General features: G+C 71.2%; 19 protein-coding genes and 1 pseudogene. 8 read left to right on the top strand and 12 right to left on the bottom strand.

What is annotated here, in order from left to right; translation table 11 throughout:
* Window positions 1-10 precede the first annotated feature (10 nt).
* The 4 genes from M1E25_RS03790 to M1E25_RS03775 form a co-directional block, all read right to left on the bottom strand.
* A complete protein-coding gene (locus tag M1E25_RS03790) occupies window positions 11-649 on the bottom strand; it encodes a hypothetical protein (RefSeq protein WP_251409467.1) in 639 nt (212 codons plus the stop codon).
* Between the two features lie 59 nt (window positions 650-708).
* Window positions 709-1,518, bottom strand: a complete 810-nt coding sequence (locus tag M1E25_RS03785) for an ABC transporter permease (protein WP_251409680.1) — start codon at window positions 1,516-1,518, stop codon at window positions 709-711.
* Between the two features lie 89 nt (window positions 1,519-1,607).
* On the bottom strand, window positions 1,608-2,642 hold the full coding sequence (locus M1E25_RS03780; protein WP_372500512.1) for an ABC transporter ATP-binding protein: 1,035 nt from the start codon (window positions 2,640-2,642) through the stop codon (window positions 1,608-1,610).
* Window positions 2,643-2,772: 130 nt separating this feature from the next.
* Window positions 2,773-4,065: an NYN domain-containing protein gene (locus M1E25_RS03775; RefSeq protein WP_251409464.1), complete on the bottom strand. Its 1,293-nt coding sequence runs from the start codon at window positions 4,063-4,065 to the stop codon at window positions 2,773-2,775.
* Between the two features lie 273 nt (window positions 4,066-4,338).
* Here M1E25_RS03775 and M1E25_RS03770 point away from each other — a divergent pair, with 273 nt between their 5' ends.
* Window positions 4,339-4,506 carry a hypothetical protein gene (locus M1E25_RS03770; protein ID WP_251409461.1) on the top strand — a complete coding sequence of 56 codons (168 nt, stop codon included), beginning with the start codon at window positions 4,339-4,341 and terminating at the stop codon, window positions 4,504-4,506.
* Between the two features lie 114 nt (window positions 4,507-4,620).
* Here M1E25_RS03770 and dnaE read toward each other — a convergent pair whose 3' ends face one another.
* A complete protein-coding gene (dnaE, locus tag M1E25_RS03765; RefSeq protein ID WP_251409457.1) occupies window positions 4,621-8,187 on the bottom strand; it encodes a DNA polymerase III subunit alpha in 3,567 nt (1,188 codons plus the stop codon).
* Window positions 8,188-8,551: 364 nt separating this feature from the next.
* Between dnaE and M1E25_RS03760 the strand changes: the two genes are divergently transcribed.
* The 5 genes from M1E25_RS03760 (at window position 8,552) to M1E25_RS03740 (ending at window position 14,545) form a co-directional block, all read left to right on the top strand.
* Window positions 8,552-9,880, top strand: a complete 1,329-nt coding sequence (locus M1E25_RS03760; RefSeq protein WP_251409454.1) for a DUF2252 domain-containing protein — start codon at window positions 8,552-8,554, stop codon at window positions 9,878-9,880.
* A 74-nt stretch (window positions 9,881-9,954) separates the two neighbouring features.
* Entirely contained in the window at window positions 9,955-10,632 is a 678-nt protein-coding gene (locus M1E25_RS03755; RefSeq protein WP_251409451.1) for a hypothetical protein, read from the top strand.
* Between the two features lie 51 nt (window positions 10,633-10,683).
* On the top strand, window positions 10,684-11,535 hold the full coding sequence (locus tag M1E25_RS03750) for a DsbA family protein (RefSeq protein ID WP_251409448.1): 852 nt from the start codon (window positions 10,684-10,686) through the stop codon (window positions 11,533-11,535).
* Window positions 11,536-11,612: 77 nt separating this feature from the next.
* On the top strand, window positions 11,613-13,250 hold the full coding sequence (locus M1E25_RS03745; protein ID WP_251409445.1) for an alkaline phosphatase D family protein: 1,638 nt from the start codon (window positions 11,613-11,615) through the stop codon (window positions 13,248-13,250).
* A gap of 284 nt (window positions 13,251-13,534) precedes the next feature.
* Window positions 13,535-14,545: a zinc metalloprotease gene (locus tag M1E25_RS03740; protein ID WP_251409443.1), complete on the top strand. Its 1,011-nt coding sequence runs from the start codon at window positions 13,535-13,537 to the stop codon at window positions 14,543-14,545.
* A gap of 93 nt (window positions 14,546-14,638) precedes the next feature.
* On the opposite strand, the gene M1E25_RS03735 is transcribed toward M1E25_RS03740, so the two are convergent.
* Window positions 14,639-15,259, bottom strand: coding sequence for a dienelactone hydrolase family protein (locus M1E25_RS03735; protein WP_251409440.1), 621 nt, complete (start codon window positions 15,257-15,259; stop codon window positions 14,639-14,641).
* Between the two features lie 55 nt (window positions 15,260-15,314).
* Here M1E25_RS03735 and M1E25_RS03730 point away from each other — a divergent pair, with 55 nt between their 5' ends.
* Entirely contained in the window at window positions 15,315-16,412 is a 1,098-nt protein-coding gene (locus tag M1E25_RS03730) for a mechanosensitive ion channel family protein (RefSeq protein ID WP_251409437.1), read from the top strand.
* A 52-nt stretch (window positions 16,413-16,464) separates the two neighbouring features.
* Here the strand turns inward: M1E25_RS03730 and M1E25_RS03725 are convergent, their stop codons facing one another.
* The 3 genes and pseudogenes from M1E25_RS03725 to M1E25_RS03715 all read right to left on the bottom strand — a co-directional run.
* Entirely contained in the window at window positions 16,465-17,214 is a 750-nt protein-coding gene (locus M1E25_RS03725; RefSeq protein WP_251409434.1) for an SDR family NAD(P)-dependent oxidoreductase, read from the bottom strand.
* A gap of 225 nt (window positions 17,215-17,439) precedes the next feature.
* Window positions 17,440-19,026, bottom strand: coding sequence for a Na+/H+ antiporter (locus tag M1E25_RS03720; protein ID WP_251409431.1), 1,587 nt, complete (start codon window positions 19,024-19,026; stop codon window positions 17,440-17,442).
* An 85-nt stretch (window positions 19,027-19,111) separates the two neighbouring features.
* A pseudogene (locus M1E25_RS03715) lies at window positions 19,112-19,660 on the bottom strand (CGNR zinc finger domain-containing protein); the annotation flags it as partial.
* Between the two features lie 56 nt (window positions 19,661-19,716).
* On the opposite strand from M1E25_RS03715, the gene M1E25_RS03710 reads away from it, so the two are divergent.
* On the top strand, window positions 19,717-20,910 hold the full coding sequence (locus M1E25_RS03710; RefSeq protein ID WP_372500511.1) for an MFS transporter: 1,194 nt from the start codon (window positions 19,717-19,719) through the stop codon (window positions 20,908-20,910).
* Between the two features lie 37 nt (window positions 20,911-20,947).
* Here the strand turns inward: M1E25_RS03710 and M1E25_RS03705 are convergent, their stop codons facing one another.
* From M1E25_RS03705 to M1E25_RS03695, 3 genes are all read right to left on the bottom strand, one after another.
* Window positions 20,948-21,889, bottom strand: a complete 942-nt coding sequence (locus tag M1E25_RS03705) for an RluA family pseudouridine synthase (protein ID WP_251409428.1) — start codon at window positions 21,887-21,889, stop codon at window positions 20,948-20,950.
* 66 nt (window positions 21,890-21,955) lie between these two features.
* Window positions 21,956-22,555, bottom strand: a complete 600-nt coding sequence (lspA, locus tag M1E25_RS03700) for a signal peptidase II (protein WP_251409425.1) — start codon at window positions 22,553-22,555, stop codon at window positions 21,956-21,958.
* A gap of 153 nt (window positions 22,556-22,708) precedes the next feature.
* Window positions 22,709-23,455, bottom strand: a complete 747-nt coding sequence (locus M1E25_RS03695) for a TraR/DksA family transcriptional regulator (protein WP_251409422.1) — start codon at window positions 23,453-23,455, stop codon at window positions 22,709-22,711.
* Window positions 23,456-23,583 lie beyond the last annotated feature (128 nt).

Raw genomic sequence — 23,583 nt, 5'->3', positions numbered from 1 at the left:
GGCCGGGCCGTCACCCGCGGGGGGGTCCCCCGTGTCCGTTGCCGAAGGGAACGCCCATGGCGTTCTCGCCGGGTTCGGGATCCCGCGGGCCGAACAGCGCGGTCAGGCCCAGGTGCACCGCGAGTGCGGCCACCGGCCAGACCAGCAGCGCCCCCTTGGCTCGCAACTGGAGCGGCGCGTCGAAGACGACCCCCTTGCCGACCCGCCGGGCGTGCTGCGCGACGTCGCCCGCCGGACCGAACCAGCCCCCGAGCCGCCAGGCGAGCACGGCGCCCAGCAGTCCGCCGAGCGCGAGGCCGACGACGATCGGGATGCCGCCGGACCGGCGCACCAGGAAGACCAGGGCTCCGCTGAGCACGCCGAACCCCAGCGCGAGCAGGACGAACACGCCGTCGGCCCCGATCGCCTCCTCGCCCTCGGAGTTCTTGAAGTAGACGGCCTTGCCGTCCGAGACGAGGAGCACGTGCGGGGCCAGCCACAGCCAGAGTGCGCCGAGCACCGCGCCGCTGAGGGCCACCAGGACGGTGACCAGGGCCGCCTGCCGTACCTTCGCGGCCCCGGTTCGTTCCCCGTCCGCGCCCTGACGGGGTGGTGGGCTGTGCGAGGGGTCGCCGGGCGGCTCTTCGTGCGGAGTCAGCGGTGCGGTCACCCTGCCATCGTGCCAGTCGGCCGTGGCGCGCCCGGCGGCGGGACGGCCGTCCGGGTGGCTCACCGTACGGCCGCCCGGCGGTAGGCCCGGGTCGCGATCGCCAGGGAGACGACGGCCACCACCGCGCAGACCGCCAGGTCGGCCGTGACCAGTCCCCAGTCGGTGTGCGGCCGGAAGGTGTGGGCCAGTGCCTCCACCCCGTAGGTGGACGGCAGCAGGTCGCGACACCACGCCAGCGGCGCGGGCAAATGGCCGGCGGGCAGTACGCCGAGCAGCAGTGCAGCGGACATGCCCAGCTGCCCGAGCAGGGTGGCCAGCTCCTGGCGCGGGGCGAGCAGCCCCAGCGCCGCGCCGAATCCCGCCAGAGCCGCGCCCGCGAGCGGGATGACGGCCGCGAGGATCCACAGATGGGCCAGCGGCAGCTGGAAGAGGACGCTGCCGGCGACGGCCGTGACGACCGTGCCCGGCGCGGTGAACGACGCGTAGGCGCCGGCCGCCCCGAGCACCACGGCCGCCGGCGGAACGGGCAGCGTCGCGTAGTAGTCCAGGCCCCGGCCGGCCCGGAGCTGGCCGAAGTACTGCGCCAGCAGGTTCAGCGCCACGAATGCCACGACCAGCACGCTCGAGCCGGCCACAACGGCACGCGCCTCGTCGCCCCCGTCGACGACGCCCCGCATGAGCACCATGATGCCGACCGACTGGAACGTGGCCACGAACAACAGCGGGATGCGGGCCACCCGGGCGCGCGAGAGCTGGGCCCGGTAGACCGTGGCGAGTGCGGGCAGCAGCCGGGCGCGGGGAGCGAGCGGGACGGCTTCGGCGGCCGGGCGGTCCGGTCCGCCCGTGACGTCCGCGGACTCCGGCCGGATGCGTTCCCGGCCCGTGACGGTGACGGCCTGCGCCTGCACGGCACTCACCTCTCGCTGCTTCTGTCCGGTACCGGCGACGGTGTCGGTGTTCACGCCTTGACCAGCCCCTGCGTGCGCCCGCCGAGCGCGAGGTAGACGTCCTCCAGGCTGGGCGTGGTGAGGGTGAAGTCGTCGAGGGCCTCGAACGCCGGACCGCCGGTGAGAGCGGCGACCGCCGACCGGGCCAGGTCGGGATCGAGCCGCAGCACCCAGCGCCGTCCCGAGCACTGGGCGGACTCGCTCAGTGCGGCCACCTCGGGCACGTGCAGGGGCGGGCCTTCGCGCCACAGAAGTTCCAGCCGGACCTCGTGCGCCACGAGTTTCTTGAGGCCGGCGGGTGTGTCGCACGCGATGACCCGGCCGCGTTCGAGGACGGCCACCCGGTCGAGCACCGTCTCGGCCTCGATGACGTTGTGCGTGACGAGCACGACCGTGGTGCCGTCCCGCTTGCGCCGCCGGTCCACGGCAGCCCACACGGCGCGGCGTGCCACGGGGTCCATACCGGTGGTGGGCTCGTCGAGCACGAGAACCGGGCGGGGGCCCACGAGGGCCGCCGCGAAGCAGGCCAGCCGGCGCTGCCCGCCGGACAGCTTCTTCAGCGGCCGGCCGGCGATGTCGGCGAGTCCGAGCTCGTCGAGCACTCCGTCGCGCTCCGCACGAGCGGTGCGGGCGTCGAGACCGCGCAGCCGGCCGGTGGTCTCGGCGGCGAGGGAGACCGTGAGCTCGTCCAGGGCGGTCGATTCCTGCCCGAGGTAGCCGATGAGCCGTGCTGCGCGCCCGGGGTGGCGCACGAGGTCGTGGCCGAGCAGGTCGATCGCGCCGGCGTCGGGGCGCATCAGGCCGGTGAGCTGGCGGACCAGCGTGGACTTGCCGGCCCCGTTGGGTCCGAGGAGCCCGAAGATCTCGCCGTGCCGGATGTCGAGGCTGATGCCGTCGTTCGCCCGGACCGCGGGGGCGGCGGGGGCGCCGCGGCGGGCCCGGGTGGCCGGGTAGGTCTTGACGAGATCGCGCACCGTGCACACGGGACCGGCCCCTGCCGTCCCGGCTCCGGTGCCGTGTCCCGCCTGTGCTGTGCCCGTCCTCACGAGCTACGAGGGTACGCGTCCGGCCCCGGTCCTCCAGCCCCGGGGCCCTGGGACTCCGAGGGCTTCCCGCTGCACGGGCCCGTCGCGACCGGGGACCACGCGGGGCCAGCGCAGCCGGGGCTGCGCCGCCTCAGTCACCCGTCCGGGCGCGCTCCGGCGTCGCGCGACTCTCCACCTCGCGCCAGAACCCGGCCCGGATCGCGTACCGGTCGTGCTCGTCGATCTGGTCGTCCTTGTGGGCCAGCAGTCCGAAGCGGGCGGCATAGCGCAGCAGTTCCCCGTCGATGCGGTGCGGGATGCGCGGGTACTCCGCGGAGAGCTGGCGCAGCCGCCGGTCCGAGGCGAGCCGCTCGATCCACCGCCGGGCGAACACCTGCCCGACCTCGGACGGGTCGCCGCTGACCGCGGTGATGTCCTCCTCGCGGTCGGCCCAGCGCTGCTCGGCGGTGGTGAGCTGGGCCAGGGTGGGGAGCGCGGGGGCTTCCGGCTGCTCGGCCTGGCCGCCGCCGGTCCAGCTGCGGTCGGAGGACCAGCGCAGGGTGGCGTGGGGGCCCTGCTGGCCGGTACCGGCGCCGGCGACGTGAGCCCGGCCGAGATCGGCGAGGTCCTTGGGGGTCGGCACGCCCTTGGTGTGGCCGGGTTCGCCGGCCGGGTCCGTTCCGGGCGCGGCGGGGGCTGCGCCGGGCGGGGTGCGGCCGTCCTCGCGGCCGGCGGGTCTGCCGGGGCTCTGACCGGCGCCGTTGCGGCCGGGGTCGGGGGGCGGCAGTCTTCCGGGGCCGTGTGGTTCCTCCGCGGCGGCCTCCGGCAGCGGGGCGGAGAGGATCGCTGCGATCTCCGGACGGGGGACGGCCGCGGGGGCGCCGGAGCCGCTCGGTTCGACGGCACGGACCGCGCGGGTGATCCAGATCCGGTCGAGCACCCGGCGTTCGTCGGCCTCTGCGACGAGGTCCTCGGACTGGTTGTAGTCACCGTCGGCGGCCTGGACGGCCCAGAGGTGGACGGCGACGCCGTGTTCCTTGGCGGACATCAGGCCCGGCAGCAGGTCGCCGTCCCCGGTGACCAGGACGATGTCGGAGCAGGCGCGGTTGCGGGCCAGTTCGGTGAGTTCGGCGTGCATGGCGGCGTCGACGCCCTTCTGGGCCCAGCGTCCGTCGCTGCGGGTCAGGGCGCCCAGCCGCACGGTGACCCGTGGCATGACGCGCAGTCTGCGGTGCTCGGGCTGCGGCACCCGGTCGGGGGCCCCGTCGAACCAGTAGATGCGCAGGAGGGGGCGCTGCGTCTCGGCTTCGGCACGCTCCCGCAACCCCTGGATGAGTGCGGTGTGGTCGACGGAGATCCGGGACCGCGCCGGCTCGCCGGCCAGCAGGCTTGCAGCGGCGCCCAGCAGGTAGCCGGCGTCCACCAGGACGACGCAGCGATCCACGTTGCACCCTCTTCCCTGAAGCACGGCGCCCCCGTAACGGTTCTGCCGCTCCTGCCTCCCGAGTCTGCCCGACCGCAGGGGGGTTAGGGCCGGGTACTCGATCTTCGGCGTGGCGGATCGTGGGCCTCGGCGGCCACCACACCTTTCACACACGGTAATTGCCCGAAATGCGTTCATCGTCGCCACGTGCGAACGTGATTGCGCGAACACGCTCCGCTCCCTTGATCCCGGGGAGCCGCGAGCTGTTCCCGAAACCTCACAGGAGGCACGATCATGGCCAAGAACAAGAACCGCGGGAAGCAGCAGGGCAGTGCCGCCGAGCGCAGCCAGGAGCACTCGCGGAACTCGTCGATGGAGGCACACAGCCAGAGCCAGTCGCAGGCCCAGGGCAGCCCGGCGGACGTGGCGCGCAAGCAGCAGAAGCGCTTCGGCCACAACTGACCTTGTCGCGACGCACCCGAGGGCGCACCCGGTGACGGGTGCGCCCTCGGGCGACATCGGCGGAGCGGCAACCGCCCCACGGCCGGGGAGCGGCGTCGGAGGAGCCGGGGGCACTCACACGAGGCCCCTCCAGGCTTCCTGTCCGAAGCTGCCCTTGATGTCCGAGGCGATCGAGTCCGCGTTCACCTGCATGCCCAGTGCGTACACCAGGGTCTTGTCCGGGGTGCGCACCCGCAGATGCACGGGGAAGTCCCCGGGGTGCGCCAGGGCGATGCGCTTGAGTTCGGCCACGGCGGGCTCGTTGATCCGGTGGTAGGGGAAGGAGAGCTGCACCGGAGGCTTGCCACCGCTCTCGGCGGAGGACACATCGAGTACCTCCAGTTCCCGTCCGAAGATGTTGATCGTGCCGTCCCGGTCTTCGATCTTCCCCTTCACGCTGATGACACTGTCCTCGATCAACGCATGCTGGACGAGCTGGTAGACGGCGGGGAAGAAGAGCACCTCGAGACTGCCGTCGCGGTCGGCGAGGTTGACGATCGCCCACTGGTTCCCCTGCTTGGTCATCTTGCGGGTCACGCCGGTGATCAGCCCGGACAGCTTCACATCGCCGCTGTTGCGGCCGGATCCGAGAAGCTCGGCGATGGACACGTCACGGTGAGTGGCGAGAATGTGCTCCGCACCGTCGAGCGGGTGGGCCGAGACGTACAGTCCCAGCATCTCCCGTTCGGTGGCGAGGAGTTGCTTGCGCGGCCACTCCGACTCGTCGATGGGAAAGTCGAGGCCGAACGCCGGCTCCTCGCCATCGTCCCCTCCCATTCCCGCGAAGAGGTCGTCCTGGCCGAACGCAGCCTGCTTCTTCACCGGGATGATGGCGTCGATGGCGTCCTCGTGGACCCCGGTCAGACCTTTGCGCGTGTGTCCGAGGGAGTCGAACGCACCGGCCTTGATCAAGGACTCCACGGCCCGCTTGTTCAGGGCAGCGATCTCCGCCTTGTCGATGAAGTCGGCGAACGAGGCGAACTTCCCCTTCGACTTGCGGGCGGTGATCAGGGCCTCGATCACGTTGTCGCCCACGTTGCGCACCGACCTGAGCCCGAACCTCACGTCGTCGCCGACGGCGGTGAACTCGGCCACGGACTCGTTCACGTCCGGCTGCAGGACGCGCACCCCCATCTTCCGCGCGTCGGCGAGGTAGACGGCTGCCTTGTCCTTGTCGTCCCCGACCGACGTGAGCAGCGCGGCCATGTACTCGGCCGGGTAGTTCGCCTTGAGGTACGCGGTCCAGAACGAGACGAGTCCGTAGCCGGCGGTGTGGGACTTGTTGAATGCGTAACCCGAGAACGGGAGCATCACGTCCCACAGAGCCTTGATGGACTCCTCGGAGTAGCCGTTGTCCCTCATGCCGCCGTGGAACTTCTCCCACTCCGCGGCCAGCACCTCGGGCTTCTTCTTGCCCATGGCACGTCGCAGCAGGTCGGCACCGCCGAGGGTGTACCCGGCGAGCTGCCGGGCGATGGCCATGATCTGCTCTTGGTAGATCAGGAGGTGGAAGGTGGTTCCGAGGATCGGCTCCAGCGGGTCCTTCAGCTCCGGGTGGATCGGTTCGATCGGCTGACGGCCGTTCTTGCGGTGCGCGTAGTTGGTGTGCGCGTTCGCGGCCATGGGGCCGGGCCGGTAGAGGGCCAGGGCGGCTGCGATGTCCTCGAACCGGGTGGGTTCCATCAGCTTGAGCAGGGTGCGCATGCCACCGCCGTCGAGCTGGAACACACCGAAGGTGTCGCCGCTCGCCAGCAGCTCGTACGTCCGGGTGTCGTCGAGGGGGATGTTCTCGGTGGACAGGTCCACGCCGCGGTTTTCCCGGACGTTCTCGATGGCCTGGTCGATGACACCCAGGTTCCGCAGCCCCAGGAAGTCCATCTTGACCAGCCCCATGTTCTCGCAACTGGGGTAGTCGAAGCCGGTGATCTTCACGCTGTCCGATGCCCGCATGTGCAGCGGGATCCGGTCGGTGAGCCTGGTCTTGGAGAGGATGACCGCGGCCGCGTGGACGCCGGTGCCCCGGGTCAGGCCCTCGACGCCCTTGGCCGTGTCGATGACCTTCTTGACGTCCGGCTCGTTCTCGTACATCTGCCGGACTTCGCCGGCCTCGCCGTAGCGGGGGTGCTCCGGGTCGAAGATGCCCGCGATGGGGATGGACTTGCCCATCACGTCCGGTGGCAGAGCCTTGGTGATCCGCTCACCGTGCGCGAAGGGGTAGCCGAGGATGCGCGACGAGTCCTTGATCGCGTTCTTGGCCTTGATCTTGCCGAACGTGTTGACCATGGCCGTGAACTCGTCGCCGTACTTCTCGGTGACGTAGCGGACCATCTGGTCGCGCCGGCGGTCGTCGAAGTCGAGGTCGACATCCGGCGGGTTGATGCGCTCGGGGTTGAGGAACCTCTCGAACAGCAGCCCGTGCTCGAGCGGACACAGTTCGGTGATGCGGGTCGCATAGGCGACGATCGAGCCGGTCGCGGAACCACGGCCGGGACCGACCGGAATCCTGTTGTCCCGGGCGTACCGGCAGATGTCCGCGACCACCAGGAAGTACGAGGAGAAGCCCATCGGGCCGATGACCTTCATCTCGGTCTCGAACCGCTCCATGACCTCGGCCGGGACCGGGTCGCCGTAGCGCATGACGAGGCCCTTGAGGACTTCCTTGCGCAGCCACGACTCCTGGGTCTCGCCCTCGGGGACGTCCGGGAACTGCGGCATCTCGTCGACGTAGTCGAAGACCTCGTCGTACGACTCGATGCGCTCCGCGATCACCAGGGTGTTGTCGCATGCCTCGGGCAGTTCGGAGAACAGCTCCCGCATCTGTGCGGCCGTCTTGAGGTAGTAGCCGGATCCGTTGAAGCGGAACCGGTTGGGGTCGTCCTTGTTCTTGCCGACACCGATGCACAGGAGGTTGTCGTGGGCGTCGGCCTGGTCCTCGGTGACGTAGTGGGCGTCGTTCGTCGCGAGCAGGGGGAGCTGCAGATCCTTCGCCAGGCGCAACAGGCCGTCCCGCACCTCGCGTTCGATGCCCAGGTCGTGGTCCATCAGTTCCAGGAAGTAGTTCTCCTTCCCGAAGATGTCCTGATAGGCCGCCGCGACCTGGCGCGCCTCGTCGTACTGGTTCAGGCGCAACCGGGTCTGGATCGCACCCGACGGGCATCCGGTCGTGGCGATGATGCCGTCCGCGTGCTCCGAGATGAGCTCCATGTCCATCCGGGGCTTGCCGGACGGGAACTGACCCGTGTACGACGCCTCGGTCGACATGAAGAAGAGGTTCCGCAGCCCCTGGATGTTCCGCGCCCACATCGTCATGTGGGTGAAGCGGCCACCGCCGGAGACGTCCTTGGAGCCTTCGCCGTCGTCGGACATGGCGCGTCGCCCGCCGGGACCCCAGAACTCCTGCTTGCGGTTGCGGCGCGAGGAGGGCGCCACGTACGCCTCGATGCCGATGATCGGTTTGACGTCGTCGAAGTCCTTGGCCACCTGGGAGAATTCGTACGCACCGAACATGTTGCCGTGATCGCTCATGGCGATCGCCGGCATGCCCTGACGCGCGACTTCGGTGAACATCGGCTTGAGCTTCTGCGCACCGTCGAGCATCGAGTATTCGGTGTGATTGTGCAGGTGAACAAAGGAGTCGGCCACCGGGTACGCACCTCCGGAGCAAGTCGTGGGAAGCCTCCACCCTATCCCTCGGGGCCCTCCCAAACGCGGCTGCGGCCGACCCGCCGCGGCATCGGGAACGGACCACGGGCACGACCTCGTCCGATGACGCACAGCACTCACGTCGTGTCCCGGCGTACCTGCCGCCAGGGCGCTCCCCGGCTCGTCCTTTCGCACGCCCCTGCGTGCACTTCCGCACCGCAGGCCCAGCTTACGGCCGACCCCTGACACCGGACGGGCACTCACTGATCCGCCCGGCCGTTGCACACCTGGAACGGCTGTTCGCCGCGACCCGCTCCGGCGTTCCGCCGCCGCTCGTCCATCGTCCCACCAGGAGGCCCACCGCATGTCGCTCCAGCAGGCCACGGCAGTCAACGACGAGGAGCGCGGCGAGAGGATTCTCGCCGTGTTCGACGCAGCCTTCGGCGAGCTCCTCGCCGCGGATCCCGCCGCCTTCGAGGTCAAGTTCCGCAAGATGGCCGGCTCCGCGTTCGCCTTCTACCGGGGCACTGCCTGCCTGTTCTATTCCGATCTCGAGGACGAGAAGGACTCCGGCCCGTTCCTGAACGAGCAGACCTCCCGGGTATGGGTCCACGGCGATCTGCACGCCGAGAACTTCGGCACCTACATGAACTCCCACGGGCGTCTGATCTTCAACGTCAACGACTTCGACGAGGCCTACGTCGGCCCCTTCACCTGGGACCTCAAGCGGTTCGCGGCGTCCGTCGCGCTGATCGGCTACGCCAAGGCGCTCAGCGACGAGAAGATCACCGGCCTGGTCCGGACGTACGCGAGCGCCTATCGCGAGCGCATCCGTGTGCTGGCCAAGGGCGCGCCGGACGGGGAGGTGCCGCCCTTCACGCTGGACACCGCCGAGGGGCCGCTGCTCGGAGCGCTGCGCGACGCCCGCTCCCTGACGCGTTTCGGGCTGCTGGACACCATGACCGAGATCCGCGAGTTCGAACGGCGCTTCGCCCCCGGCGGCGGCTCGATCGAGCTGGACGCGGCCGAGCGCTACAAGGTGCTCGCCGCCTTCGACGACTATCTCGAGACGCTTCCCGAGGCCAGCCTGGCGCGTCCGGACTCCTACCGGGTCAAGGACGTCGTCGGCCGCCGCGGCATCGGCATCGGCAGCGCGGGCCTGCCGTCGTACAACATCCTCCTGGAGGGCAACAGCGACGCCCTCGAGAACGACGTCGTGATCTACATGAAGCAGGCGCAGACCCCGGCGGTCTCCCGCTACATCGCCGACGAGCGGGTGCGCGGCTACTTCCGGCACGAGGGGCACCGCACGGTGATCTCCCAGCGGGCGCTGCAGGCCCACGCCGACCCGTGGCTGGGCTGGACCGAGCTGAACGGTGCCGGCCAGCTGGTGGCCGAGGTGTCCCCGTACGCCGTCGACCTCGACTGGACCGACCTCGACGACCCGGACGAGATCGCCGCGGTGGTGGCCGACCTGGGCCGGGCCACGGCCACCATGCACGCGGCGGCGGACGACGAGAGCGGCCACGCGCTCGTCCCCTTCTCCACCGAGGAGGCCATCGACACGGCCATCGCCGAGGACGAGGACGGCTTCGCGGAGCTGCTGGTCGAGTTCGCGCACTCCTACGGCGCCCGGGCGCGGGCCGACCACCAGATGTTCGTCGACCTGTTCCGCAACGGCCGGCTGAGCTGAGCCGTGCCCGCCGGATCTGCCCGGGCGGGGGATCTCACGGTCCTCTTACCGAGAGGCATGGCACACTCTCCGCGATGGACATATCCGCAGGACGGCTTCGGGCATTGCGCGCGGCGCTCTTCACGGCGCTCTGCGTGACGCTGTCCGCTGCCTCGCACGTCCTGCTCTCCGGGGCGCCGCTGCCCCCGGTCACCGTGGGCGGACTCGCGGCCGGCGTGTTCCTGATCGCCTACGCCCTGGCCGGCCGGGAGCGCAGTTTCCGTTCGATCGCGGCGCTGCTGGTGCCGTTGGAGCTCGCGGCGGACACCGTCTTCACCACGGGCCAGCACCTCTGCTACGGGGAGGCGGGGGGCCCGGTCGCGGGTCCGCTGCGCTCCCTCGGGCTGGACGTGCTGTGCACGGGCGGGCACGTCGGGGCGCCACTGGCCCGGATCACGGGCGGGGAGACCGGTGCGCCGGTCGCGCTCCCGGCCGGGCCGTCCACGCCCTGGCTGCTGCTCGCCGCCCATGTCGCGGTGGGGCTCGCCGCCGCGGCCTGGCTGAGGCGCGGCGAGGCCGCGCTCGGCGGGCTGGTGTGTGCCGTCGCGGGCGCGGCCTTCCGTCCGCTGCTCACCGCTGTGGCCGCGGTGGGCGCGTCGCCGGCCGGACCGGGCCGTGAGCCCCGGCCGCGGCCTGCCGCCCCCACCACCCGTATCCCTCCGATCCTGGTGCACTCCGTCGTCCGCCGCGGACCGCCCTGCCCGTCGTTCTGACGAGAGCACGACCGCAGCCACCCACGATCACGACGGAGCAGGAACACCACCATGAGCAACCGCAACAGCCACGCCAACAAGCAGGCCGCCCGTGAGCGGCTGCGCGCCGAGCGCGAGCGCCAGGCCAAGCGCGACAGGATCCGCCGCCGGCTGCTCGTCGGCGGCTCGATCGTCGCCGTCCTCGGTCTTGCCGCGGGTGTCGGTGTGGCGGTCAGCAATATGAGCGACGAGGGCAGCGGCAAGGGCGACAACAGCAACTGGACCGCCGCAGCGAAGGCGAAGGACTTCGCCAAGCCCGCCAACTCCAGCGGCCCGAACGGCACCACCGTCGTCGTCGGGGATCCGAAGGCCAAGCACACGATGGACGTGTACGAGGACATGCGGTGCCCGATCTGCTCGCAGTTCGAGCAGGCCAACGGTGAGACGCTGATCAAGGACATCAAGGACGGCAAGTACAAGGTGTCCTTCACGTTCGGCACGTTCCTGGACGGCGACAAGAGCCAGCGGGGCACCGGCTCCAAGAACGCTCTCAGCGCCCTGGGGGCGGCCCTGAACGTCAGCCCGGACGCTTTCCTCGAGTACAAGAAGGCGCTGTACTCCGCGAAGAACCACCCGGAGGAGTCGGTCGACGCGTTCTCCGACGACAAGCACCTGATCAAGATCGCCCAGCAGGTCGACGCGCTCAAGGGCAACCAGAAGTTCGAGAAGGCCGTGAACAACAGCACCTACGACACCTGGGCCGTGAAGATGAACGAGAAGTTCTTCCAGGCCAAGGACGTCACCGGCACCCCGACGATCAAGATCGACGGCGCCAAGGTGACGGCCGAGGGCGGCCAGACGGCACCGATGACCCCGGAGCAGTTCCGGACCGCGGTGGACAAGGCCCTGGCGGCGAAGCAGTAGCGGCGCTGCGGCAACGGGCGGGCGAATTCGCGGGATTCGCCCGCCCGTTCGCATACCTGTCAGTAATCTGATCGGCCGTGACCGATGACCACACGCACACCTCTCGCCGCACGGTCGTCAAGGCCGTAGCCGCCTCCGCCGCCCTGTTACCGCTCGCCGGCCCCGCCACCGCCCACGCGGTGGGCGATCTCCCGGCGTTCCGCCACGGTGTCGCCTCCGGCGACCCCCTTCCCGACGGCGTCCTGCTGTGGACCCGGGTGACGCCCTCGCCCGACGCCGTACCCGGTTCCGGCAAGGGCCCGGACACCGCGGTCGGCTGGGAGGTCGCCGAGGACCGGGAGTTCGCCCGGATCGTCGCGAGCGGCAGCGCGACCGCAAGGGCGTCGAGCGACCACACCGTGAGGGCGGACGTCCGCGGACTGCGGCCGGCCACCGCGTACTTCTTCCGCTTCACGGCGGCCGGCGTGCCCTCGCCGGTGGGACGCACCCGCACCACCGCGGCCCATGACGCCAGGACCGACGGCGTCCGCTTCGGGGTGGTCTCCTGCGCGAACTGGGAGTCCGGGTGGTTCTCCGCCTACCGGCACCTGGCCGCACGGGTGGATCTGGACGCCGTACTGCACCTGGGCGACTACATCTATGAGTACGGCGCCGCCGAATACCCGTTGCAGGGCCCCGTCGTACGCAGCCACGTGCCCACCCACGAGATCACGTCGCTCGCCGACTACCGCGCCCGGCACGGCAACTACCGGACGGACGCCGATCTGCAGGCCCTGCACGCGGCGCACCCGGTCGTCGCCATCTGGGACGACCACGAGTTCGCCAACGACACCTGGTCGGGTGGAGCGCAGAACCACACCCCGGGAGCGGAGGGTGAGTGGGCGGCCCGGATGGCCGCCGCGAAGCAGGCGTACTTCGAGTGGATGCCGGTACGCCCCTCGGTGGCCGGAACCACCTACCGGCGGCTGCGTTTCGGGCGGCTGGCCGACCTGCATCTGATGGACCTGCGCTCCTTCCGGTCGCAGCAGACGTCGCCGGGCAGCGGCAACGTCGACGACCCCGACCGCACGATCACCGGCCGCGCCCAGCTGGACTGGGTGAAGTCGGGACTGGCCTCCTCGGATGCCGCCTGGCACCTGGTCGGCACCTCGGTGATGATCTCCCCGGTGGCGTTCGGGGCCGTCCCCGCGCATCTGCTGGGCCCCCTGGCCGAGTTGCTGGGCATCCCCGAGGGAGGGCTCGCGGTCAACGTCGACCAGTGGGACGGCTACACGGACGACCGGCGGGAACTGCTCGCCCATCTGCGCGGCAGGGGCATCGACAACACCGTTTTCCTGACCGGTGACATCCACATGTCGTGGGCCAACGACGTCCCGGTCACGGCCGCGACGTATCCGCTGTCGCCGTCCGCGGCCACGGAGTTCGTCGTCACCTCGGTGACCTCCGACAACCTCGACGACATCCTGCGCGTCCCCCCGCACACCGCGTCGGTCGCGGCGGAGACGGCGGTGAAGGCCGCCAACCGCCACGTCAAGTGGGTCGACATGGACTCGCACGGCTACGGCGTGCTGGACGTGACCGCGGAGCGGGCGCAGATGGACTACTACGCGGTCAGCGACAAGACCGACCCGGAGGCGTCCGCGACGTGGCGGCGTTCCTACCGGACCCGGTCGGGAACGCAGCGGATCGAGCGGGCCGACCAGCCGGTGTTCTAAGCGTCGATTTTCAGCCACGGGCGTCCGGCGCGAGCGGGTCCGCTCAGCGGCGATGAGGGGTGTGGTCGTGTCATCTATCCGGACACACCCCGCACAATTCTATGGGCCCCCGGTGCCCCGACCTGTCATCCCCTATCAATTTTGTCGGCTGTCGACGCATCAATACCCTTATATAACACAGCTATTGAATGGGCTTGATCGAATCTCTTCCTGATCTGACAGGGCCTCGTAATGTCCCGGCGACGGGCGGAAACCCCCCACCCCTGTGACCACGAGGAGCCCAGATGCGCACTGCTCGAATATCGTCGCGCCTCCGCAACCGCTTCATCGGCACCGCCATGCTGGCCGGTGTGCTGGCCATCACCCCCCTGTCTGCCTCCGCAGGCACCGTGACCGCCGGCGGCGCGGCCAGGACCGTCACCAAGTCCGAGGCGTGCGTCGACGGCTCCGGTGCGAACACGGCCGCCCGCCTGGCGCACCCGGACTCCGAGCACGGCCAGTCCGGCGCGCACGAGCCCAACGCCGTCTCCAGGGCCGAGGCCGAGGAGATGAACGCGAACCTGAAGCGAAGAGTGGACGAGCTGCTCCGGTCGGAGAACGGCCGTGCCATGAAGGAGCAGGGCGCCACCGTCCCGGTCTACTTCCACGTCGTCCACGACGGCGCCGCCGGAAACCTCTCGTCGTCCGACATCGCCGCCCAGATGAACGTCCTGAACGCCGCCTACGCGGGCCAGGGCGACGGGAACACGCCCACCGGCTTCTCGTTCTCGCTGGCCGGAACCGACTACACGGACAACGCCTCCTGGTACAACGGCATCGAGCCGGACAGCGCCGAAGAAGCCGCCATGAAGTCCTCGCTGCGCCGCGGCGGCGCCAACGCCCTCAACATCTACACCGCGGACCTCGGCGGCGGCCTGCTCGGCTGGGCCACCTTCCCCGACTGGTACGCGAGCGACCCGGAGATGGACGGCGTCGTCATCCTCGACGAGTCCCTGCCCGGCGGCTCGGCGGCCAACTACAACCAGGGCGACACCGCCACCCACGAAGTCGGCCACTGGATGGGCCTCTACCACACCTTCCAGGGCGGCTGCGCCGCTCCCGGCGACTCCGTCGGCGACACCCCGGCCGAGGCCAGCCCGGCCTACGCGTGCCCGACCGGACGTGACACCTGCAGCGCCTCCGGCGTCGACCCGATCAAGAACTTCATGGACTACACCTACGACTCCTGCATGACCCAGTTCACCCCGGGCCAGGTCAGCCGGATGAACACCTACTGGAACGCCTACCGCGGCTGACTCCCCGCGCGGCACCCGGCTGCCCGGTCACCCCGTCCTCACGGGGTGACCGGGCAGCCGGCGGTTTCCGGCCGGGACGCACCCGGCGGCAGCTCACAGCCCGGCGAGGAACCCCAGCGCCACCGTCCAGGTCTCCTCCGCCGCCTCGGCGTCGTGGTCCGGCAGGTCCGGGTCGGTGTACAGGTGACCCGCGCCCCGGTAGCGGTAGACCTCGACGTCGGCGCCGGCCCGGCGCATCAGCAGGTACCAGGCGCTCAGCCAGTCGTGCGGCTCGAACGGGTCGGGGTCGGCGACGTGCAACTGCACCGGCAGATCGTCCACCGAAGCGTCCTCGGGAAGGTCCGACGTGCCGTGCAGCAACAGCAGCCCGCGGGCCCTGTCGTCGGCGAGCGCGAGGTTCTGCGCGATGGAGCCGCCGAGCGAGAAACCCGCGTAGACCAGCCCCCGGTCGGACAGCGGGGCCACGGCGGTGACCGCACGCCGGAGCAGTTCGTCGTTGCCGATCCCGTCCCGGATCTCCCGTCCCTCCTCGACACTGCCGGCGGTCCTGCCCTCGTACAGGTCGGGCACGTGCACCTCGTGGCCTGCGGCACGCAACCGGTCCGCGGCCGCGTGCACGGCCGGACGCAGACCGTAGGCGCTGTGAAAAAGAACAATCGTCGGAAGCCCCGGCACCGGTGTCACTTTCCTCTCGCGGGTTAGCAGTCTCTCCATCGTGCCATTCGCGGTCCGCGGGAAGCGGACCGCTGAGGGAAAGGACGGCAGGTCCATGGAGGACGTTCTGCGTCCCGTCATCGTCATCGGCGCAGCGGTGGTCCTGACGCTGCTCGTCGGCTGGGCCGTCTCGTGGCTGCTGGCCAGAACCGACGCCCGGCATCCGGAGACACCGCTGTGGGGGATGCTCAGGAGAGCCCGCCCCCCGCTCCAGGTGGCGGTGTGCACGGCGCTGCTGCGCGGCAGCTACCGCGAGATCCACGTCGGTCTCGCCCACAGCACCGCCATCGGCCGGATCCTGACCCTGATCCTCATCGGCGCCGCCGCGTGGACGCTGCTGCGCGTGGCCGCCGCCGTCGTGGAGTCCAGCTACGCCCGCTACGCGCAGGCGACCCGCGACCCGGCCCGCGTCCGCCGGGTGCGCACCCAGCTCACTCTGATCCAGCGGGTCGTGACGGCGATCGTCGGTGTGGTGGCCGTCGCCGCGATGTTGCTCACCTTCCCGGCCATGCGCGCCGTCGGCACCTCGATGCTGGCCTCGGCCGGCCTGCTCGGCATCGTCGCGGGCATCGCCGCACAGTCCACCCTGGGCAACCTGTTCGCCGGACTGCAGATCGCCTTCGGCGACATGGTGCGCATCGGCGACACCGTGGTGGTGGAAGGCGAGTGGGGCACGGTCGAGGAGATCACCCTCACCTTCCTGACCGTCTGCACCTGGGACGAGCGCCGCATCGTCATGCCCGTCTCGTACTTCACCGGCCAGCCCTTCGAGAACTGGTCCCGCGGCGGACCGCAGATGACCGGCACCGTCTTCTTCCACCTCGACCACTCCGCGCCCATCGAGGAGATGCGCACCAGGCTCGACCTGATCCTCAACGAATGCGACGCCTGGGACGGCCGGGCCCGGTCGCTCGTCGTCACCGACGCCACGCCCACGACCATGGAGGTGCGCGCCCTGGTGACCGCCCGGGACGCCGACGACATCTGGACCGTCCGCTGCGTGGTCCGGGAGCAGATGATCGCGTGGCTCGGCGAGCGGCACCCGTACGCGCTGCCGCGGGTGGCCACCGCACCCGCCGTGCCGGCCCCGGACGCTCAGCGCCCGGCGATTCCCCGCCCCAAGGAGGCGGGCAAGCCCTCCGCCGGTCACTGACGATGCCCCGGGCCTGCCGCTCCACCGGTGCGCGGCCGGCCCGGGCCCGGTCTCAGTTCCCGCGCTCCGCACCGCCGTTGACGTGAATGACCTGGGACGTGATGTGCCCAGCGGCGTGGGAGGCGAGCCAGTGCAGGGTCGCGGCGACGTCACCCGGCACGCCGGCCCGGCCGATCAGGGTCTCCTCGGCGAGTGCGCGCCGCCGCTCCTCGGGCAGCCCGTCGCCGAAGAAGTCGGTGTCCTCGATGTAACCGGGCGCGACCACGTTGACCGTGATGCCCCGGGGGCCGAGCCGCCGCGCGAGGTCGAAGGCGTAGGGATGGAGTGCGGCCTTGGACGCCGCGTAGGCGCCGGATCCGGAACCGCGCCGGGCGGCGATCGAGCCGAGGAAGAGCAACCGGCCCCCGGGCGAGGCCAGATGGTCGAACAGCGCCTCGGTCAGCAGGACCGCCGTGAGCGTGTTGAGCCGGAAGTTCACCGTCCAGTCGTGGGCGGTCCCGGTCAGTGCTCCGTCCGGATGCTCCGGCCCCGGTTCGAGACCGCCGTTCCCGCCGGCGCTGTTGATCAGGACGTCGACGGCGCCGAACTCCTCGCAGACGAACCGCGCGGCCCGTTCCGCCTGCTCCGGATCGCTCAGATCGGCGGGGCAACCGACCGCCCCGTTGATCCCGGCCGCTGCCCGCTCCAGCACTTCGGGCCGCCGGCCGATCAGCACGATCCGGTTGCCGTCCTCGGCGAACGTCCTCGCCGCGGCCAGCCCGATGCCCGTGCCGCCTCCGCTGATGACGACGGTTCTCGACATGTCACTCCCGCGTGAGAGGGCCGCTTGTGCTGTCGATCCTAGGTCCTGTCCGACAAAGAGCGCTGTCCGCCGCAAGGCGGGGGCGGGGGTGTCCGGTGCGTGCGCAAGGTGGAGAGGCGTCCTCGCAGTGGGCTGCTCGGAGGTTCCGACAGGTTTGTCGGACAGTGCGCTTGCCCGCCCGTCGCCCGGGGCGCCGGGTGCCCAAGGACCGTGCCGTGGGTACGGTCAGCCGCGCAGGCTGCGGACGTCGAGCCTGCGGATGACGCGGTCGACGATCTCGGGGTCCGCCCCGGGCTCGCTGCGTGCGTCGACCATCTCGTGCCGGGCGGCCGACAGCATCTCCCCCTGGATCCGGTGCATCTTCCGGGCGCTGCGGATCCTCCTCTCGTGGGCCTCCTGCCGCCGGTCGTCCACGAGGTCGGGCGCGATGCGGACACCCATCTCGTCCGCGCGGCGCAGCAGTTGCTCCGACAGTTCCGCGGACAGTTCCTCCGCCTCCCCGATCTCACGCAGGCGTTCCTTGGCCGCCCGGGTGGCGCGGTGTGCGAGCCGGTGCTCCTGCTCCCGCTCGGCGTCGGTGTCCCGGCGGACGTCGAGCGTGCGGACCAGCCAGGGCAGGGTCAGCCCCTGCAGCACGAGGGTGGCAAGGACGACGGCGAAGGCGACGAACAGGATGGCGTCGCGGCCGGGGAACGGGTCGCCGTTGTCCAGTTCGAAGGGCACGGCCAGCGCCAGGGCGACGGAGGCGACGCCTCGCATGCCGGACCACCACATCACCACCGTCTCGCGCCACGTCATCGGAATGTCCTCGGCGTCCCGGAGCTTGTGCAGCCGGCGGGCGAGCCAGGCCGCCGGCAGCAGGTACAGCAGCCGGACGCCGACGACCGTCGTGGCCACCGCAGCCCCGACCCCGACCAGTTCGCCCCAGCGGCCCTCGGCCGCGCCGAGGACGGTGTGGAGTTCGAGCCCGATGAGCCCGAACGCGACCCCGGTGACAAGGGTGTCGACGATCTCCCAGAAGGTGTGGCCGGCGAGCCGGCCGAGCACGTCGTCCGCGTCCACGGCGTACTCGGCGAGGAAGAGGGCCGTGGTGAGCACGGCCAGGACCCCGGATCCGTGCAGCGACTCGGCGAGCGCGTAGCTCGCGAAAGGGACGATGAGGGTCAGCCCGATCTGGAGCGCGGCGTCGTCGAGGAGGCTCATCAGCCGGTTGGCGATCCAGCCCAGCGCGAGTCCCACGGCGACGGCCACGACCGCGGAGAGGACGAAGGTGCCGAGGGCCTCGGGCAGCGAGAAGCTTCCGGTCACCACGGCGGCCAGGGCGACGTGGTAGAGGACGATCGCCGTGACGTCGTTGAAGAGGCCCTCGCCTTCGAGGATCGACACCATGCGGCGCGGCAGCCCCAGTGTTCCCGCGACGGCGGTTGCCGCTACCGGGTCGGGCGGAGCGACCAGGGCGCCGAGCACCACGGCCGCCGCGACGGACAACCCCGAAACCATGGCGTGCGCGACGCCGGCGACCGTCGCCGTGGTGACGAACACGAGCGCCACGGCCAGCAGGAAGATGGCCCGTTTGTTGGCCGTGAACTGCCGCCAGGACGTCCGCTTGACCGCCGCGTAGAGCACCGGGGGCAGCACCAGCGGAAGGATGAACTCGGGCGGCACCTGCACGTTGGGCACGAACGGCAGCAACGCGAGCACGGCCCCGCCGATCGTCATGAGCACCGGTGGCGGAATCCGCAGCCGGTCGCCGAGCGGAACCGTGACGACGGCTCCCAGCAGGAGCAGGAACAGCAGGGCCAGCTGGTCCACGGCAGGTGTCTCCCCGCGTCGGTCCGTTGATCGGGCTCAAGCGTGCCACGGCGGTACGCGGAACCGGCCTCGCGACCCGGGCGGCTCGGAAGTGGCGGTGGGCCGCGACGCGTTCACGGGTGGCGCAGCGACGTGAGCAATAGCGCCGTTCCGGACCGCTGCCGTGCGCGATGAAGACGTTGCGGCAGCCGGAGGAGACGCAGGTGCGGCCGGGCGGCCGCTGGTGGTCCCAGAGCAGGACGGTCAGGGCCATGCAGGACGAGGCGAGGAACCACTCGTCCCAGGGGGCGTCGTCACCGCTGTCGAGGTGGGGGTGCCAGGGCGTGCTGCCCCCGTGGGCCGTCAGACGCAACGGGCCGGTGTGGTCCGCCAGGAGGAGGTTCAGCGCGGCAGCGGCGCCGTCGGCGTCATCGGCGGCGAAGACCTCCCTCAGGAGGCCGGCGGCCGTGCGCATCCGGCCGATGTCACGGCGGTCGAGCCGGATGGGGTCGGTCTCCCCATAGTCGCGCAGCACGGCGGTGACCGCGTCCGGGTCCGTGACGTCGCCGGCGAGGACGTTGACCAGGGCGGCGGCACGGCGCGCCGTGGTCAGTACGGAGTGCCGGGTGGACCAGTCGTCGGCGGGTGGGGCCATCCGCGGACTGTAACGCATATTGCTGAGTTCTGAGTTACATGCGTAACGTCCTGTTGGTGAATTCGCGTTACCCGATGGGGTCCTGGCTGTTCGGAGCACTGACGGCCCGCGCCGGGGACGAGATGTCCGGGCCGGCTCTGACACTGGCCGGGCTCGCTGTCACCGGCTCCGCTGCCGAGGCATCGTCACTGCTCGCGGGCCTCACGATCGCGGCCGCGCTGGGCGGGCCGGTGCTGGGAGTGCTGCTGGACCGCGCCGTGCGGCCGGGCCGGCTGCTGGCCGCCGCGCTGGCCCTGTATGCGACCGGCCTGGCGGTGGCAGTGGCCGGGCTGGGGCACCTCCCCATCGCCGCCGTCGTCGCAGTCGCCGTGGTCACGGGGCTGGCGGGTCCGGCGCTGTCGGGCGGCTGGACGGCCCAGCTTGCCCGGGTGGTGCCGCAGGGCAGGCGGGCCCGGGCGAACGCGCTCGATGCGATGACGTTCGATGTGGCCGGTCTCGTGGGTCCCGCTCTCGCCGGGGTGACGGCCGAGGCGCTCGGGGCGCCGGCGGCGGTGGTGGTCTCGGTGGTGCTGATCGCCGTGGCGGTGCCCGCCGCGTGGACGATGCCCGCGGTCCGGCGGTCCGCGCAGCGTGCGGATTCGGCCTCGATGCTCGGTGGGCTCGCGGCCGGGACCCAGTGCATCGCCCGGTCACCCCGACTGGCCCGGGCGACCCTCGCCTCCTGCGTTTCCTGCGTCGCCGGGGGCGTGCCGGCGGGCTGCCTCCCGCTGCTGGGCGAACGCGTCCTCGGCGCGGCGGGTTACGGCGCGGCGCTGCTCTCCTGCACGGCGCTCTCCGCACTCGCGGCCAATGCCGTGCTGGCGCGCTTCCCGTTACCGCTCGCTCCGGACACGGTCGTCCGCGCCGGTGCCCTGGTCCGGGCCGTGGCACCGGCTCTGGCCGCAACCGGCCGGCCGGACCTGCTCGTCGCCGCGGCCGTCGTGGCAGGCATCGGCGAAGGGCCCCAACTGGCCGCCCTGTTCGCCGTACGTCACCGTGACGCCCCGGAAAACCTGCGCGCCCAGATCTTCACCACGGGCGCCAGCCTGAAGATCACCGGGTTCGCCCTGGGGGCGGCCGTGTCGGGCCCGGCCGCGGCTCGGTCGCTTCCCGGGGCCCTGCTGTCGGCCGCAGGAGTGGCGGTTCTCGCGGGGCTCGCCTTCCGGCCCGTCCCACCGGCCGTTCCGGCAGTGCCGAGCCGACCGGCGTGACGGGCCGCCGGAAGCCGGTGAGCGCCGGGTCCGCGGGTCAGGAGCTCTCGGCCCGCACGATGTCCAGTGCGTTCTGCAGGTCGTCCGGGTAGGCGCTGGCGAACTCGACCCAGCGCCCGTCCGCGGGGTGCTCGAAGCCGAGTTTCATGGCGTGCAGCCACTGACGGGTGAGCTTCAGCCGCTTCGCGAGGGTCGGGTCGGCGCCGTAGGTGAGGTCACCGACGCAGGGGTGCCGGTGGGCGGCCATGTGCACCCGGATCTGGTGCGTGCGGCCGGTCTCGAGCTTGATGTCGAGCAGGCTGGCGGCCCGGAACGCTTCGATGAGGTCGTAGTGCGTGACACTCGGTTTGCCGTCCGCCGTCACGGCCCACTTGTAGTCGTGGTTCGGGTGGCGGCCGATGGGAGCGTCGATGGTGCCGCTCAGCGGGTCGGGGTGGCCCTGGACGAGGGCGTGGTAGCGCTTGTCGACGGTGCGGTCGCGGAACTGCTGCTTGAGCAGGGTGTAGGCGCGCTCGGACTTGGCGACGACCATCAGGCCGGAGGTGCCGACGTCGAGGCGGTGCACGATCCCCTGGCGCTCCGCGGCACCGGACGTGGAGACCCGGTAGCCGGCCGCGGCCAGGCCGCCGATGACGGTGGTGCCGGTCCAGCCGGGGCTCGGGTGAGCGGCGACACCGACCGGCTTGACGACCACGACGATGTCGTCGTCGTCGTGGACGATCTCCATCCCCTCGACCGGCTCGGCGACGATCTGCACGGGCTGGGCAGGCCTCGGCATCTCGACCTCGAGCCAGGCTCCGCCGCTGACCCGGTCCGACTTCCCGGCCAGGCTGCCGTCCACCAGGACTTTGCCGTCCGCGGCCAGCTCGGCCGCCTTGGTCCGGGAGAAGCCGAACATGCGGGCGATGGCTGCGTCGACTCGCTCGCCCTCCAGGCCGTCGGGAACGGGAAGCGTGCGGATTTCGGGAAGGGTGCTCACCCGTCGAGTATGCCGGACGGCGAATGGTGGCCGTTACCTCCGCCCCCGGCTGACCGGGGGCGGCGCTCAGTCCTTGTGGACCGTCCCGTCCGGGTCGAGGCCACGGAACGAGAGGATCACGATGAGGATCCCGCCGCAGACGATCGCCGAGTCCGCGAGATTGAAGACCGCGAAGTGGGCCGGGGCGATGAAGTCCACGACGGCGCCACGGAACACCCCGGGCGAGCGGAAGATCCGGTCCGTGAGGTTGCCGAGGGCTCCCCCGAGGAGCAGGCCGAGGGCGACGGCCCACGGGGTGCTGTACAGCTTCCGGGCGATCCGGGCGATCACCACGATCACGGTCACGGCGATGACCGTGAAGACCACCGTCAGGGCCTGGCCCATGCCGAACGCGGCTCCGGCGTTGCGGACGGCCTCGAACCGCAGGTAGGTGCCGATGACCTCGATGGGCGCGTGGTGCTCCAGCTCGGCGACCACGATCATCTTGCTCACGAGGTCGATCAGGTAGGCGAAGCATGCGACCGCGAGCAGCACACCGACCCGCCGGCTCCGCCCGGTTCCGGTGGCACCCGCGGGAGTCGCGCCGCGGCCCCCGGGTTCGTTCTCCTGTCCGGCCGCCCCGCCCTCAGTGCCTGGAGTACCGATGATCCGCTCCGACTCTGCCACCTGATTCCCTCAAGATCGCGCCCGCCCGCCGGTACCAGCGACCCGGCTCAGGACGAGGGTACGGCACGGCTGCAAGACGTCAGCGGCCACCGGCCTGCGGTCCTGCCCGGGCCGGGCCCGGGGCCCGCACGCCGGAGGGCCGCAGGGACGACGTCAGCGGCGCTCCTCCCGCTGCTTGCACTCGACGCACAGGGTCGCGCGGGGGAAGGCCAGCATCCTGCCCTTGCCGATGGCGTTGCCGCAGGACTCGCAGAGTCCGTACGTCCCGGTGTCGATGCGCTCCAGGGCGTGCACGGTCTGCTGGAGCATCTCGCGGGCGTTGGCGGCCAGCGCCAGCTCGTGCTCGCGGGTGATGTTCTTGGTGCCGGTGTCGGCCTGGTCGTCGCCCGCACCGTCCCCGGAGTCGCGCATGAGTCCGGTGATGGCCTCCTCGGACGACTGGATCTCGTCGGCGAGCCGGGCCTTCTCGGCCAGCAGCCCCTCCCGTGCCTCGGCGACCTCCTCCGGCGTCCACGGCTCCTCACCGGGCCGGACCGCCAGCTCCTCCGGGGCCGCCTCGGGCGTGATCGTGACCGCGGGTGCGGACCGGTCGTCACCGGGGGGAACTCCCCCGTCAGGGACCCGCTCCGCCGTCTTCTTCACGGTCTTCTTCGCAGTCTTGCCCGCGGGTCCTGCGGTGACCGTCTTCTTCGTGACCGTCTTCTTCACAGTGGCCGTCTTCCTCGCCGGGGCAGTCTTCGCCGTGGACTTCTTCGCGGTGGTCTTCTTGGCGGCGCTCTTCTTCGCCGCCGTCTTCTTCGTGGACTTCTTCGCAGCCGTCCTGCCGGCGGCGACGGGCTTCTCGGTCGCCGCCTCGTCGGCGGTCTCCGCCTGCTTCGCGGTGGTCTTCCTGGCGACCATGGCAGCGGCCCCTTCAGCTCGTGCGACCCTGCTCGCGAATCGTGCTGGGACGATAAATCGACTCCGATCCCACGGCAACGGGGCACGCCGACCCCCCGGCGGCGCCGGACCGGCCCGGACGGAACGCC

Origin of the sequence: Streptomyces meridianus (genome assembly GCF_023703325.1) — a bacterium.
In the GTDB taxonomy this organism is placed as follows: domain Bacteria; phylum Actinomycetota; class Actinomycetes; order Streptomycetales; family Streptomycetaceae; genus Streptomyces; species Streptomyces meridianus.
The sequence above is the reverse complement of the archived record's forward strand: the minus strand, read 5'-3'. Positions and strand labels throughout refer to the sequence as shown.